Source organism: Kribbella sp., from assembly GCF_035687465.1.
In the GTDB taxonomy this organism is placed as follows: domain Bacteria; phylum Actinomycetota; class Actinomycetes; order Propionibacteriales; family Kribbellaceae; genus Kribbella.
Window position 1 is genome coordinate 1 of sequence record NZ_DASRXP010000469.1, and the last position, 13759, is coordinate 13759.

The 13759-nt window shown below is 66.2% G+C and carries 13 protein-coding genes; 9 read left to right on the forward strand and 4 right to left on the reverse strand.

Annotated features, from left to right (window positions below; all coding sequences use genetic code 11):
• Nucleotides 1–241: 241 nt before the first annotated feature.
• Nucleotides 242–1252, reverse strand: a complete 1011-nt coding sequence (locus tag VFG33_RS24570; protein ID WP_325055302.1) for a LacI family DNA-binding transcriptional regulator — start codon at nt 1250–1252, stop codon at nt 242–244.
• A 220-nt stretch (nt 1253–1472) separates the two neighbouring features.
• Here VFG33_RS24570 and VFG33_RS24575 point away from each other — a divergent pair, with 220 nt between their 5' ends.
• The 8 genes from VFG33_RS24575 to VFG33_RS24610 are packed head-to-tail and all read left to right on the forward strand — an operon-like array spanning nt 1473 to nt 9885.
• Complete coding sequence (locus VFG33_RS24575; protein WP_325055303.1) at nt 1473–2951, forward strand: ABC transporter substrate-binding protein; 1479 nt, start codon at nt 1473–1475, stop codon at nt 2949–2951.
• Entirely contained in the window at nt 2951–3958 is a 1008-nt protein-coding gene (locus VFG33_RS24580) for a carbohydrate ABC transporter permease (protein ID WP_325055304.1), read from the forward strand. The genes VFG33_RS24575 and VFG33_RS24580 overlap by 1 nt, the downstream gene beginning before the upstream one ends.
• Nucleotides 3958–4800, forward strand: coding sequence for a carbohydrate ABC transporter permease (locus VFG33_RS24585; RefSeq protein ID WP_325055305.1), 843 nt, complete (start codon nt 3958–3960; stop codon nt 4798–4800). The genes VFG33_RS24580 and VFG33_RS24585 overlap by 1 nt, the downstream gene beginning before the upstream one ends.
• 4 nt (nt 4801–4804) lie before the next feature.
• Nucleotides 4805–5680, forward strand: coding sequence for a 5-dehydro-4-deoxyglucarate dehydratase (locus tag VFG33_RS24590; RefSeq protein WP_325055306.1), 876 nt, complete (start codon nt 4805–4807; stop codon nt 5678–5680).
• The gene (locus tag VFG33_RS24595; RefSeq protein ID WP_325055307.1) at nt 5677–6942 is read left to right on the forward strand and encodes a glucarate dehydratase family protein; all 1266 of its coding nucleotides are present in this window, start codon (nt 5677–5679) and stop codon (nt 6940–6942) included. Before VFG33_RS24590 ends, VFG33_RS24595 begins: the two co-directional genes overlap by 4 nt.
• Nucleotides 6936–8102: a hypothetical protein gene (locus VFG33_RS24600; protein ID WP_325055308.1), complete on the forward strand. Its 1167-nt coding sequence runs from the start codon at nt 6936–6938 to the stop codon at nt 8100–8102. The genes VFG33_RS24595 and VFG33_RS24600 overlap by 7 nt, the downstream gene beginning before the upstream one ends.
• Nucleotides 8099–9061 carry a D-2-hydroxyacid dehydrogenase gene (locus tag VFG33_RS24605; RefSeq protein WP_325055309.1) on the forward strand — a complete coding sequence of 321 codons (963 nt, stop codon included), beginning with the start codon at nt 8099–8101 and terminating at the stop codon, nt 9059–9061. The genes VFG33_RS24600 and VFG33_RS24605 overlap by 4 nt, the downstream gene beginning before the upstream one ends.
• 56 nt (nt 9062–9117) lie before the next feature.
• Nucleotides 9118–9885, forward strand: coding sequence for a polysaccharide lyase family 7 protein (locus tag VFG33_RS24610; protein ID WP_325055310.1), 768 nt, complete (start codon nt 9118–9120; stop codon nt 9883–9885).
• A 64-nt stretch (nt 9886–9949) separates the two neighbouring features.
• Here VFG33_RS24610 and VFG33_RS24615 read toward each other — a convergent pair whose 3' ends face one another.
• A complete protein-coding gene (locus VFG33_RS24615; RefSeq protein WP_325055311.1) occupies nt 9950–11485 on the reverse strand; it encodes an aromatic amino acid lyase in 1536 nt (511 codons plus the stop codon).
• 1 nt (nt 11486) lies between these two features.
• Complete coding sequence (locus tag VFG33_RS24620; RefSeq protein ID WP_325055312.1) at nt 11487–12500, reverse strand: ornithine cyclodeaminase family protein; 1014 nt, start codon at nt 12498–12500, stop codon at nt 11487–11489.
• Between the two features lie 140 nt (nt 12501–12640).
• Here VFG33_RS24620 and VFG33_RS24625 point away from each other — a divergent pair, with 140 nt between their 5' ends.
• Entirely contained in the window at nt 12641–13342 is a 702-nt protein-coding gene (locus VFG33_RS24625) for a YqeB family protein (RefSeq protein ID WP_325055313.1), read from the forward strand.
• Here VFG33_RS24625 and VFG33_RS24630 read toward each other — a convergent pair.
• Nucleotides 13332–13718 carry a pilus assembly protein CpaE gene (locus VFG33_RS24630; protein ID WP_325055314.1) on the reverse strand — a complete coding sequence of 129 codons (387 nt, stop codon included), beginning with the start codon at nt 13716–13718 and terminating at the stop codon, nt 13332–13334. The two genes, VFG33_RS24625 and VFG33_RS24630, sit on opposite strands and share 11 nt — an antisense overlap.
• Nucleotides 13719–13759 lie beyond the last annotated feature (41 nt).

Genomic DNA, 13759 nt, shown 5'->3' on the forward strand with positions numbered 1-13759 from the left:
GTCAAGGGTCGAACTTGTTCGAGCCCGAAGGGCCGCGAAGCGCCCTTGACGCGCACCCCGTCGACTAGCACACTCCCGCAGCGGAGACCGCGCAACCACACTGCCAATGCACCCGCGCAACCACAGCACCAATGCACCCCGACGGCAACCACACCGCCAATGCATCACCGCACCCACCAATCACCAATCACAGTTGCTGGCAGCAATTACCTGAAGACTCGGCTCACCATGTCTGCGGGTTTCAGGCGCGAGGTGGGGGTGCGGTGGTGTCTCGGGGGTGGAGGGTCATGGGGAGGTAGAGCGGGGGTGCGTCGTAGCCGTGGACTAGGAGTTGTTCGAGGATTTCGCCGGCATGGTGGCCCAGTTGGCCGCGCGGAACGGAGACGGTGGTGAGGTTGGTGTGGGCGACCCGGTCGAGGGAGATGTCGTCGAAGCCGACCACCGACAGCTCGGATGGGACGGAGACACCGAGCTCCTGCAGACGAGAAAGGGCGCCTAGGGCAACCAGGTCGTTGTAGCCGAGGATTGCCGTGGCGTCGGATTCCAGTGCGCCTGCGACAGCGTCGTACCCGGCCTGGCTGGTGGCTCCGCACTCGATCACGCTCACCTCCAGCCCGAACGCGCGGGCTCCTTCGAAGGCGCGGACGCGTTCGGTGTTCGCCCAGGAGGCGGGTGGACCACTCAGGTACACCGCGCGCCTGTGCCCGAGTTGCGCCAGGTGCCCGCAGACCTGGGTCATGCCGCCGTGGAAGTCCACCGAGATCGACGGCACCGAGAGTCCCGGCACCACCCGATTGAACAGGACCATCGGGTGATCCCGGCCGGCGAGCTCGACCAGCTCTTCGCGCGACATCCGCGGCGAGCACAGCAGTACGCCGTCGCAGCAGCGCATCAGGTCTTCCACCAGGTCGTGCTCGGCGGCCGGAGTCTCGTCGGACTCCATCACCATCATCCGGCGACCATTTGCCTTGGCGACCGCGGAGACTGCCTTCAGCACGTCCGGGAAGTACGGGTTCGCCAGATCTGGCACGAGTACGCCGATCGTGCCCCATTCACCGCGAGCCAGTCCCTGGGCCGCGGCGTTCGGCCGGTAGCCGAGCTCGCGGACGGCATCGTGCACCCGGCTGACGAGTGACGAGTCCACTTTGGCGGTGCCGTTCAGCACCCGCGACACGGTGGCCGCGGACACCCCGGCCGCAGTACTGACATCGCTGATGGTGACGCGGGGCGATCGGCCCGACCGGTTCTGCACGCACCTCTCCCTTCCTCAGAAAGCGCTTGCACAGCCTCGCCGACGACCAGGCCGGGACGCAAGCCTGCGGCGAGTTTAGCCACCGAATGGGTGAACATACTTTTCTGAAATCGCTTTCACATGAAGTCTTGCCCGACCACCTCCCGAGGACTACTCTCCCGTGGCAAGCGCTTACCGACCCGGCGCCGGCATCTCCGCACCAGCCCCCGAGGAGGGCTCCATGAAGTCACTACGGCTTGCGACCAAGGCCGTCACGGCGACCGTCGGCCTGGCGGCCACACTCGCCCTGATCACCACCGCCTGCGGCACCAGCCCGGACGCGGCCGAGAGCAAGGGGGGCACCGTCACCCTGAAGATCTGGGACTTCTCGGCCGAGCAGGTCGACTTCCACAAGAAGGTCGCCGCCGAGTACACCAAGCAGCACCCGGACGTGAAGATCGAGTGGCGCTCGATCACCCAGGCGGAGTACACCAGGACGCTGCCGCTGGCCTTCCAGAGCAACCAGGCGCCGGACATCTTCTACTGGAGTGACTCCGGCCCGAACAACATGAACCAGCTGCTCTCCCAGGAGTGGATCAAGCCGCTGACCCCGAGCGGCACAGTGCCGGAAGACTTCCTCAAGCGCTGGCCGGCCGGCTCCTTCATCGACGGCATCAACCAGTCCGACGGCAAGACCTACGGCTTCCCCTTCTCGGAGAACCTGTACTGGGGCCCGGGCTACATGTACGTGAACAAGAAGATCTTCGAGCAGGCCGGTCTGGACGCGAACAACCCGCCGAAGACCTGGACCGACCTGAAGAACGCCTGCGCCAAGGTCAAGGAGGCGACCAAGGCCGAGTGCATCGCCTCGCCGAGCAAAGGCCGCGAGCTGCAGCGAATCTGGTTCGCCCTCGCCCCCGGTGAGCGCAACGACCAGTTCTTCGACCTGAAGACCGGCAAGTTCTCCCTCGACGACCCGCAGGCCCTGAAGACCTTCGACTACATCCAGGACCTGAACAAGTCCGGCTACCTCGCCCCGGGCACCAACGACAAGGACTTCTCCCGGCAGCAGTTCGCCGCGGACCAGGCCGCGATCTACTTCGACGGCACCTGGATGCCGAGCGTGTGGACCAGCCAGGGCTTCAGCAGCGACAAGTACGTCGTGGCGCCGCATCCGAACCCGGACAGCGGATCCACCGGCGCCCTAGCTCGCCAGCAGGACGGCAACAAGTACTGGATCAGCTCCAAGACCAGCCAGCACGAGAAGTCCTGGGACTTCCTCAACTGGATGACGGACCCGGAGGGCTTCTTCGTCAAGGAGTACTACAAGGCCGGCTTCGGCACCCTCGCGTTCGCCGACAACAAGTTGCTGGTCACCGACCCGGCGCTGCTGAACATCATGAAGATCGCCGAGACGCCTGGCTTCCGGGTGAACGTCCCGGTCCCGGTGCTGAAGTGCCCGGACCTGGCCAAGTCGAAGGCGTATCTGAACGCCACCGCCAAGCGCCCGTCGGGTGAGTACGAGGTGATGGTCGAGGCGCTGGTCGGCAAGAAGCCCCTGCAACCGCTCGCGTCCCAGCTGGTCAAGGAACGCCAGGACATCTTCGAGAAGACCCTCAAGGAGGAGGCGGCTGCCGGTCTGAAGGTGTCGAAGGACTGCTACACCTTCCCGGACTGGACCTATACGACCGACTACGGTCTCGACAAGTACAAGCGCTGATGGCGGCGACCACCGAGGCTTCACCACCAGCCGTCCTCGCGGAGGCCGTCCAGGCCCCGCGCCGGACGAGGCGACGCCGTACTCCGGATCCGAACCGCGAGCAGGTCCGCGGCTTCGACAAACTGTGGGTCTTCGTCTTCCTCGCGCCGTTCCTGCTGCTGTACCTCGGCTTCACCCTGTGGCCGTTGATCGCGACGATCTACTACTCGTTCTTCGACTGGGACGGGATCGGCCCGATCAACGACTTCGTCGGGGTCGGCAACTACAACTCGATCCTGAACGACAAGCTGTTCTGGCTGGCGGTGGTCAACACGCTGATCTTCGCCGTCCTGAACACCGTCATCAAACTGCCACTGTCGTTGCTGATGGCAATCGTCCTGACGAGGAAGTGGTTGCGGGGGACGAAGCTGTTCCGGACCGTCTTCTTCGCGCCGCTGATCATCCCGGTCGCGATGGCCGGGCTGGTCTTCACCTACCTGCTGAACCCGTCGAACGGCGCGCTGAACGCCTTGCTGCTGGATCTGCACATCGTGGACGAGCCGGTCGACGTGTTCGCGGGGCGGTGGAGTGCGCTGATCGTGATCGTGCTCGTCTCGATCTGGCAGATCTTCGGCCAGTACATGATCTACTGGATGGCCGCGTTGCAGAACGTGCCGGAGGAGGTCTACGAGGCCGCCGACATCGACGGGGCGAGTGAGTGGCAGAAGGCCACCCTCATCACGCTGCCGATGATCAAGCCGGTCGCGGTGGTGATCCTGCTGCTCGCGCTGGTGAACGCCATGCACGTCTTCGGCCTGGTCGTCACACTCACCGGTGGCGGCCCCGGCACGAGCACGTACGTCGTCTCGTACTTCATCTACCAGGAAGCGTTCGGCAGCGTGCCGTTCTCGTACGGCTACGCGTCCGCCGCGGCGCTGATCTTCTCGGTGATCGCCTTCGTCCTGGTCACCAGCCAGGGAGTCTTCGTCCGCCGTGCACAGAAACTGCGGAAGGAGTACGGCGTCTGATGGCGACCACCGCTCGTTCCCGAAGGCTGCGGCTGAACCTGGTCGCCATTCCGATCCTGCTGCTGATCTCGCTGATCTGGATCTATCCGTTCCTCTGGACCATCTCGGCGTCCTTCAAGACCCAGGCCGGCGTCTTCACCGGCGGGGCCGGCCTGATCCCGGACCAGCTGAACTTCGACAACTTCCGCCGGGCCTGGGTGAATGCCGGGTTCTCCCAGTTCTTCGCCAACACCGTCCTGTACTCCGTCGTCTCGACCTTCGTCGAACTGGTCAAGTCGGCGCTCTGCGGCTACGTCCTGGCCCGGTACGACTTCCCGGGCCGGGTGCTCCTGCATCGCCTGATCATCGCGACCCTCTTCATCCCGGTCGCCTCGATCATCGTTCCGCAGTTCGTCCTGGTGGAACAGCTCGGGCTGCTGAACACCCGGGCCGGGGTGATCCTGGCGATGTCCGGGTCGGCCGGTGCCCTCTACGTGCTGATGTTCGCCGGCTTCTTCGCGACCGTGCCGAGCGACCTGTTCGACGCGGCCAAGCTGGACGGCGCGGGCTTCCTGCGCACCTTCCGGCTGATCCTGCCACTGGCGAAGCCGGTGATCGCCGTGGTGGTGATCTTCCAGTTCGTCAGCAACTGGAACGAGTTCAACATCCCACTGGTCTTCACCCTCGGCCAACCCGAGCTCCAGAACCTGGCCGTCGGGATGCTCTCGTTCCGGGGTGAGCACTCGGTCGACTGGTCGGGGTTCGCGGCCGCCATGACCATCTCGTTCGGACCGATGCTGATCGTCTTCCTGATCTTCCAGAACTACTTCGTGCGCGGCCTGGCCGGCGCCACCAAGGGGTGACCTTATGCAGTTGGATCGTCTTTCGTCCTTTCCCGTCACGGCTTTCGACACCGACGGTGAACTTGCCGTCGGCCCGTATCGCGAGCACCTGAGGCACCAGATCGACGCCGGGCCCGCGGCGATCTTCGCGTGTTGCGGGACCGGCGAGTTCTTCTCCCTCACCCTCGACGAGTACGCCGCCGCGGTGCGCGCCGCGGTGGAGGAGGCCGCAGGCGCGTTACCCGTGTTCGCCGGGACCGGCTACGGCACCGCGATGGCCAGGCAGTTCGCCGCCGCGGCGAAGGAGGCCGGGGCGGACGGGCTGCTGGTACTGCCGCCCTACCTGATCAAACCCTCGCAGCAGGGCCTGCTCGACCACTTCCGGGCACTCGCTGCGACCGCCGGACTGCCGCTGATCGCCTATCAGCGGGACAACGCGATCTTCACCCCCGACAGTGTGGCCGAGCTCGCCCAGATCCCTGGGGTGGTCGGGTTCAAGGACGGTCTGGGCGATCTCGATCTGCTCCAGCGGATGATGGCGGTGGCTCCTGCGCTCACCTACTTCAACGGACTCCCCACGGCCGAGGTGACCGCTCGCTCGTACGCGGCGATCGGAGTACGGGCGTATTCGTCGGCTGTGCATTGCTTTGCCCCGGAGATCGCGCACGCGTACGAGGCCGGGCTGGACGAGTTGTTGCCTGAGTTCTATCTGCCGCTGGTCCGGCTGCGGGACAAGGGAGCGGGGTATGCCGTCTCGCTGGTCAAGGCGGCCGTGCGGCGGCGGTGGACCGAGGTCGGGTCGGTCCGGTCGCCCCTGACCGACCCCCTGCCGGAGCACCTGGAGGAGCTCGACCAGATCCTGGAGCAAGGTCTCACTGTCGTCCGGAAGGCTTCCGCATGAAGATCACCGAGGTCGTCATCACGCCGATCGCGATGAAGGACCCGCCGCTGCGCAACATCCAGGGGGTCCACCAGCCGTACGCGCTGCGTTCGATCCTGCAGGTCAGCACGGATGAGGGTCTGACCGGACTGGGCGAGACCTACGGCGACCTCGCAATCCTCTCCGCATTGCGCAAGGTCGCTCCGAGGCTCGCCGGGCTCGATCCGCTGGACCTGAACGGGCTCGAGCGGATCATCGGCGAGACCCTCGGCGCAGCGGCGGGCCAGGCCACGCATGGTCTCGTCGGCGAGGCGAGCGACGAGAAGACGCTAGCCACGGTCCTCTCCGCCTTCGAGGTGGCCTGCTGGGATCTCCACGGCAAAGCGGTCGGTCGGCCGGTGGTCGAGTTGCTCGGCGGCAAGGTCCGCGACGCGGTGCCGTACAGCGGGTACCTCTTCTTCAAGCCGGCCGCGCACACGCCGCTCCCGGACTATCCGACGGACAACTGGGGCGAGGCGATGGATGCCGAGGGCATCGTTGCCCAGGCCCACCGGATGGTCGACGGCTACGGCTTCAAGTCCCTGAAGCTCAAGGGTGGCGTGTTGCCGCCGCAGGACGAGGCCGAGGTGATCCTCGCCTTGCGCGACGCGTTCCCGGACCACCCGCTGCGGCTCGACCCGAATGCCGGCTGGACCGTGGAGAGCAGCATCGCGGTCGGGAAGAAGCTCGAGGGCGTACTGGAGTACCTCGAGGATCCGACCGGCGGCATCGATGGGATGGCCGAGGTTGCCCGGCAGGTGTCGATGCCATTGGCAACCAACATGTGTGTGACCGCGTTCAGTCATCTGCCTCCCGCGGTGGCGGCCGACGCCGTCCAGGTGGTGCTGTCGGATCACCACTTCTGGGGCGGTCTGCGCCGTTCTCGCGAGCTGGCGGCGATCTGCCGGACCTTCGGCATCGGGTTGTCGATGCACTCGAACTCGCATCTCGGCATCAGCCTGGCAGCCATGACGCATCTGGCCGGCGCTACTCCGGAGCTCACTTACGACTGCGACACGCATTACCCGTATCTGGTCGAGGACGTAGTACAGGAAGGCGTTTTGACCTTCGCTGATGGTGCGGTGAAGGTTCCTGAGGGGCCGGGTTTGGGAGTCGAGCTCGATCTGGACTCGCTGGCGCGGTTGACGGAGCAGTACGAGAAGTGCGGGTTCGACACGAGGGACGACATCACGCCGATGCGGGCGGTGCAGGCGGACTGGGATCCGGTGATCCCGCGATGGTGAGCCAGGGCGCCTTCGCCTACACCTGGGACTTCGTCGGCGACCCGGCCGCGGCTGCCCGGTTCGCGGACCTGGGCGTCGACACGGTCACCCTGCAGGCGGCGTACCACTCGGTGCGTGCGACCACGGCGTGGAACCCGCGGCACCGGGTCGTCCACGCGGAGCACGCCGCAGCGTACTTCCGGATCCGGCCGGACCGCTGGAGTGCCCTCCGGTTGCAACCGGAGGCGCCGAGCTGGGGAGTCGAGGACGAGGACCGCTTCGGTACGGCGACTGCCGCCCTGGCCGCCGTCGGTCTGCGGTCCGAGGCCTGGGTGGTGCTCACGCACTCGTCCCTGCTCGGGCGGTCCGCGCCGGATCTGGCTGTTCGCAACGCCTTTGGCGAGCGGTTCGCCTATGCGTTGTGCCCCGCGCAGCAGGACGTGCGCGAGTACGCCCTGATGCTCGTGCAGGAGGTTTGCGAGCAGTACGACGTGCCCGCGGTGATGCTGGAGGCGTGCGGCTGGCTCGGGTTCGAGCACGCGAGTCACCATGAGAAGACCTCGGGCGCCGATCTTTCGAGCTGCGCGCGAGACCTACTCTCGATCTGCCTGTGTGCCGCCTGCGCCCGCCACTTGGCCGATCGCGGTGTCGAGGTGGATCGACTGGCAGCTGATATTCGGACCACAGTCGATCGCGAGCTGCAGCACGGCGTACCGGCTGGGGGCAGTCTCATCGAGGCGCTTGGATCGGATCGGGTCCAGGCGCTCTATGACCATCGGACCGACGTGATCTCTGGCCTGGTTCGGGATGCGGCTGCACTGGCCAGTGGGCGCGAGGTGTTGCTGATGGCAACCGATGACCTGCAGGTGACAGGTCCTGACGTCGGCGTGGATCTTGCTGGCTTCACGCAGCCGCCGGATGCCTTCGTGGTGAAGTGCTGGGATGACGAGGAGGCCGCGATCGCTCGGGTGAAGGCCGCTGCGGCCCGGACAGACGTGCCGTTGGTTGCCAACGTCAACGCTCTCGGTGAGACGCCGTCGGATCTTCCGTCGTTGGCCGCACGGCTGGTGGCGGCCGGTGCTTCCCAGTTGCGGTACTACCACGGCGGGTTGGCTTCGCCTGCCCGTCAGGCCGCGATTCGCGCTGCTGTGCTCGAGTCAGGGCAGGCGAGATCCGCATGAGCCCGACCCTGGTCCTGGCTCCACCGCAGCGAGACAGTACTGCGGATTGGCCCGAGCGGCTGATGTCCGACGTACCAGGACTGACTGTGATCCGGCCAGGGGCGGAGGACGCGGCTGCGGCGTTGCGGACGGCGGACGCGGCGTACGGAGTACTGACTGATGAGTTGCTTGCAGCAACCACTCGGCTGCGGTGGTTGCAAGCGCAGCAGGCGGCGCCACCGCCGGACTTCTACTCCCCGGCGCTGATCGCGCATCCGCTGCAGCTGACGAACATGCGGGATACGTACACCGACCACGTGGCGGCTCACACGCTCGCGTTGGTGCTGGCGATGTGTCGGGGACTGCCGCGGTACATCCGCGATCAGGAGACCACCACGTGGGAGCCGGACTGGGATCCGACGTCGGTGACCTCGCTCGCGGACTCGACCGCCCTGATCGTTGGAATCGGTGCTGTGGGCAAGGAGATCGGACGGCTGCTTCATGCGTTTGGTTGCTCGGTGACAGGTATTGACGCACGCCCAGCAGCGGCGCCTGGTTTTGCGGCGGTGCTGCCGGTTGATGAGCTCGATCAACAGCTTCCGGAGGCCGATCTGGTCGTCCTGACCGTGCCGCATACGCCGGACACCGAGGGGATGATCGATGCCCGGCGATTGAAGCTCCTCAAGTCCTCGGCGTACTTCGTGAACGTGGGCCGCGGTCCGACCGTGCAACTGGACGCGTTGACTGCCGCGCTGGAAGCGGGGCAGCTGGGCGGGGCCGCGTTGGACGTCTTCGAGACCGAACCGCTGCCGCCTGAGCATCCGCTGTGGAGCCGACCAGACGTGCTGATCACCCCGCACGTCGCCGGGGCCGGACCGCATGAGGCCGAGCGACGGTACGCCGTACTGCTCGAGAACTGCCGGCGGTTCGTCGCCGGGGAAGAACTGATGAACATCGTCGACAAGACCAAGAGGTTCTGACCGGAGGTCCTGTAACGCCTCATAGCATCAACCCTTGAGAAGAAGGAGTCCTGACCATGCGTGGTACCCGCCCCCTTGCCCTTCTGTCCGCTCTCTTCGCCAGCGCAACCCTCCTCACCTCCGCCTCGTCGGCGGCACCGGCCGCCGCCTGCACCTATCCGGCCGAGGTGTTGAGCATGACCCGCTGGAAGGTCCAGCTGCCCGTCGACGACCCGGCCCAGTCCGGCACCCAGGTCCTGCAGATCCTCCGTCCCCGGCTGAACACGTACGTCCTGTCGCCCTGGTTCAAGCCGAACTCGGCGTGTGACGGGGTCCAGTTCCGCAACGCGGTGAACGGGGTGAAGACGCCGAACACCACCTACGCCCGGTCCGAGCTGCGGGAGATGCAGACCAACGGCACCACCGAGGCAAAGTGGTCCTCGACCTCCGGCACCCACACGATGGTGATCGACCAGGCCATCAACCACCTGCCGAACACCAAGCCACAGGTGGTCGTCGGGCAGATCCACGACGGCAACGACCGGTCCACCTTCCGGCTGGACGGATCCGCGCTCTACATCACCCGTGACAACGACACGCACTACAAGCTTGTCAACAGCAACTACGTGCTCGGAACCCGGTTCCAGGCCAAGTTCGTGGTCAGCAACGGGTCGATCAAGGCGTACTACAACGGCGTTCTGCAGACGACGATCCCGGTCACCTTCACCACCGGCTACTTCAAGGCCGGCGTCTACACGCAGGCCAACTGCGACAACTCGTCCCCCTGCGACACCAGCAACTACGGCCAGAACACCATCTACAACCTGAGCGTCACCCACAGCTGAAAACCCGGTGACGTCCGAAGAACTGGAGGGACGTTCCTCCAGTTCTTCGGACGTAAGCAGCTACTCAGAGGGCGTGATCGATCAGGCGGGTCAGGTCCTCGCCGTAGGGGCGGTCCGCCTCGATCGGCGGTACTACGGCCGCCACGTCAGCGAGGAACTCCCGCAGGCCTTCGGGGGCCTCGCGGTTAGAGAGGTTGAAGGCTTGGTATACGGCTAGCAGTTCGCACCCCAAGATCTCGCGGGTGAGGCGATGCGCTTCGGCCAGGTTGGCAACGGCTTCCCATGAGAAGCTCTGCACATCCTCTTGTCCGTTGGAGGTTTCGATGGAACCGATTGCTGCTGGCAACGTCAAGCGCCGCAGTTGATGCACGGACGCCACAGCCCTCTTGTGTACTGCGACCAATCCCGCTTGCGGGCCCGGTTCGTGGGCTAGTTGCGCGGGTAGTCCCGTCACTGCAGGGTCAAGCAATCTGTGCAGGCGTGCGGCTGATACCTCGGCCGCGTGGGCCAAGGCGGCTACCAGTTGATCGCAGTGCGCGGCGAGGTCGATGCCGTGGAAGCCGGCGGTGCCGACGAACGTGCCGTCGAGGAAGGCGGGCGAGTCGGTCACCCCGTTCAGCGCGCGGTGGACCGCCTCGTCCAGGCGGGTGATGGAGCGCCTGACATGCGAGATCACCTGTCCCGCAACACGAAACGACACCGGCGCTTGGAGAGTGCGAGGGTGATCTTCTGGGCCTGCAAGGCTGAGAATTCGACTCAGTTCGTCGGTCAGAACCTCGTCACCCCTGCCACACAAGGGGTTGTACGGATCCCGCGATGCACCGATCACGGCAATGGAGCCGGCGGCAACCGAACTCATCCGCTCCACCAACCGCTCCCCAACCCCAACCTGCAACCAAGCCCGCCCAGTCGCCCCAGGAACACCAGCCAACAACGCAATCCCTTCCTTGGTCCCAAGCTCAAAACGAGGCAGCACTCCTTCTGCTGACACAAGGCTGGGAGCGAGGTCCGCACCGGAGACGGCGAGGGCGGCGCCTGCGCCAGAGGCGGCGGGAGCCGCGCCTGCGCCAGAGGCGGCGGGGGCGCCGCGAGCGGCGTCTGCGCCGGGAGCTGGCGGGGCAGGGCTCGCGCCGGGGGCGACGAAGGAGCCGATGCCGATGAGGGGGCCGAAGGCGTGGGCTAGGGGGATGATTTCGCCGGCTGAGCCGGAGCCGGTGATGGGGATCGCGGGGATGTAGCCGGTGTTGAGGAGGGTTGCTAGTTGTTGGCAGAGGGCGGGTGAGACTCCGGCGTCGCCGGTGAGGAAGGTTCTCAGGCGGGTGATGATCACCGCGCGGGCTTCTTCGGGTGAGAGCCAGGGTGGGCCGCCGACGGCTCTCCCCAGCAAGAGGTTGCGTTGGTGGACGCGTTGTTCTTCGTCGGTCAGGCGGATCTTGCTCATGGCACCCATGCCGGTGTTCACGCCGTAGACGGGATCACCTGCGTTTAGTGCCTCCAGTACGGCGTTCCGCGTGGTCGCCAAGCGGTCCAGGAGGTTCTGGGACAGCTCGATCGGGAGGGGCGAGTCAAGTGTCAGGTCTTCAGGTTGGTTGATGAGCATGTCAGTGGAATCTGAGCATGGTGCCGATGTCGGCTGCTTCGGCTCGGCGGAGGATCAGGTGGGCGATCGCGACGTCCAGGAGTGACAGACCGCGGTGCCAGAAGAGGTTGCGTTCGGCATCGTTCTGGCGACCCGGCTTCTGGCCGGACACGATCTGCCCGAGTTCGGCGTACAGGGTCTCCGGTGACAGGCGTCCGGTGTCGACGTGCCGGCGGAGTGCACCGAACCGTCCGGACTGCGCCTCCCGCCAGTCGTCCACGACCACCTTGTCCATCACGTCGAGCAGGTCCAACTCGACCGCGCTGACCGTGCCGTACGGGACCACGAAGGCGCCGGGCTTGACGGCCGCAGTACGGAGGAGTGGTTCGGGTTCGGTCAGGCGGGTGGCTTCGACCAGCACGTCCGCGCCGTCGAACGCCTCCTCCGCGGTCGCCACCACCCGCACCGGCGTGGACAGCTCCGCCGAGAGCTCGGCCGCGAACTTCTCGCGGGATTCCGGCCGGCGCGACGTCACCCGGATCTCGTCCAGGTCGAAGAGGTCGTCGAGCATGGTGACGTTCCACCACGCGGTACCGCGGGCGCCGGCGTGACCCAGGATCTTGCTGTCTGGACGAGCCAGGTACCGCGCCCCGACCGTCGTCATCGCACCGGTCCGCGCCGCGGTGATCATGGTCGCGTCGAGCACCGCCAGCGGCACCCCGGTGGTCGGGTCGAAGAGCGTCGCCATCGCCAGCTCGCTGGGCAGCCCGACCTGGTAGTTCGGGACGAAGTCGCCGACCACCTTGACGCCGCTGATCCCGTGCTCACCGAGGCGGTTCAGGTGCCCGCGCAGGATGTTGAAGTGACCGATCCCGCCGTTGTCCGGGATCAGGTGCACCCGCGGCTCGAAGCTGGTCTGCCCCTCGCCGTGGTCCCGGACCGCCGCCTCGACCGCGTCCACGATCTCGGTCCGGGTCAGCCCCAGCGAGTCGATCTCCGGTCCGGACAGGAACTGCAACCAGATTCCCTCAGCCATGCGTCTCCCTCGAGGCTATCGGCAACTTTCGTCTCTTCCACAGTGTCAGGTGCCCGACTTCGGTATCGCAGCCGGTCTCAATCGGTGACCCGGCCCCGCCCCGCTGCTAGTTTCGGCGGACGGATCGGGAAGGAGCGGGGATGACCACGGACACCAAGACAGTGATCGGGCATTCGGCAGCGGACAAGCTGCTCCTGTACGGCGGCCTGCCGCTGGTCGGGATCGCGCTCGGGTTCTTCCTGCCCAGGATCGCCGACTGGGCGGTAGACCAGTCCTGGGTTCCGATGCAGGGCCCACTCGAGCTGATCGCGAAGTGGGACGCCTGGTGGGCCGTCGGGATCTTCACCGCGCTCGGCCTGCTCGCGGGCATCCTGCTCGCCGCGATGGCGCTGGAGGACACGCTGAAGGTGACCGTTACCACCACCGACGTCGAGTTCCTCAAGAACCAGCAGACCCGGCGGGTACTCCGGACGCAGGCGGCCGTCGTCTTCCTGGACGGTAAGGAGATCGTGATCCAGGACGCGGCGTCGCATGAGCTGGCTCGCGAGAAGCACGACGAGCTGAAGTCCGAGGCGAAGAAGATCCCTGCCGCGTTCCGGGCGCACGGCTATCCGTGGTCGGACCAGGGGGACCCGCACGCGGACCAGTTCCGCCGCTGGGTCGAGGACGATCCCGACCTCCCGCCCGCGGTCAACGCCGTACTGCGAGCTCGGTCGAAGGCGTTCTCGCAGGGCTCCAAGGGCAAGGCGGATCTGCGGGAACTGCGGGACGAGATCGCCAAGCTGGACTACGTCGTACGGGACAAGGACTCGAAGCAGTACTGGCGCCCCGTCAGCCGTTGAGGAGGTCCAGGAGGGCCTCCGCGTAGGCCTGCTCGGCGTCCTCGTTGACATATCTACTGTCGCTGGTCTCGACCGCATAGCCCTCGGGCACCGCTTCTAGCCGGACGAACCGCTCGCCCAGCAACGCCCGCAGCTGGTCCTCGCGCGGCAACCAGACCACCTCGCGCTGCTCGATGCTGTCGAGTGCCCATTCGGTGGTTCCGTTGAACCCGATCACCTTCCCGCCCGGGTAGTCGTGCACCTCGACCGTCATGTCGCTGACCACGAACACGTCATCGTCCATGTCCCGGTCCGGTACCACGAACCGATCCCCGGCCCCGGGCACCCACAGGGCCCCGGCCTTCCGCAACCGCCTCGCCTGCTCAACCGTGATCACCCCTCCATCCTCCCCACCCAGCCCAACCCGCTCACCCCGAA

Coding starts and splice junctions, on each gene's coding strand:
- VFG33_RS24620 (WP_325055312.1), bottom strand. CDS start 12,500: ATGGCTGAGGGAATCTGGTTGCAGTTCCTGTCCGGACCGGAGATCGAC.
- VFG33_RS24605 (WP_325055309.1), top strand. CDS start 8,099: ATGAGCCCGACCCTGGTCCTGGCTCCACCGCAGCGAGACAGTACTGCG.
- VFG33_RS24600 (WP_325055308.1), top strand. CDS start 6,936: ATGGTGAGCCAGGGCGCCTTCGCCTACACCTGGGACTTCGTCGGCGAC.
- VFG33_RS24625 (WP_325055313.1), top strand. CDS start 12,641: ATGACCACGGACACCAAGACAGTGATCGGGCATTCGGCAGCGGACAAG.
- VFG33_RS24585 (WP_325055305.1), top strand. CDS start 3,958: ATGGCGACCACCGCTCGTTCCCGAAGGCTGCGGCTGAACCTGGTCGCC.
- VFG33_RS24575 (WP_325055303.1), top strand. CDS start 1,473: ATGAAGTCACTACGGCTTGCGACCAAGGCCGTCACGGCGACCGTCGGC.
- VFG33_RS24590 (WP_325055306.1), top strand. CDS start 4,805: ATGCAGTTGGATCGTCTTTCGTCCTTTCCCGTCACGGCTTTCGACACC.
- VFG33_RS24595 (WP_325055307.1), top strand. CDS start 5,677: ATGAAGATCACCGAGGTCGTCATCACGCCGATCGCGATGAAGGACCCG.
- VFG33_RS24580 (WP_325055304.1), top strand. CDS start 2,951: ATGGCGGCGACCACCGAGGCTTCACCACCAGCCGTCCTCGCGGAGGCC.
- VFG33_RS24610 (WP_325055310.1), top strand. CDS start 9,118: ATGCGTGGTACCCGCCCCCTTGCCCTTCTGTCCGCTCTCTTCGCCAGC.
- VFG33_RS24615 (WP_325055311.1), bottom strand. CDS start 11,485: ATGCTCATCAACCAACCTGAAGACCTGACACTTGACTCGCCCCTCCCG.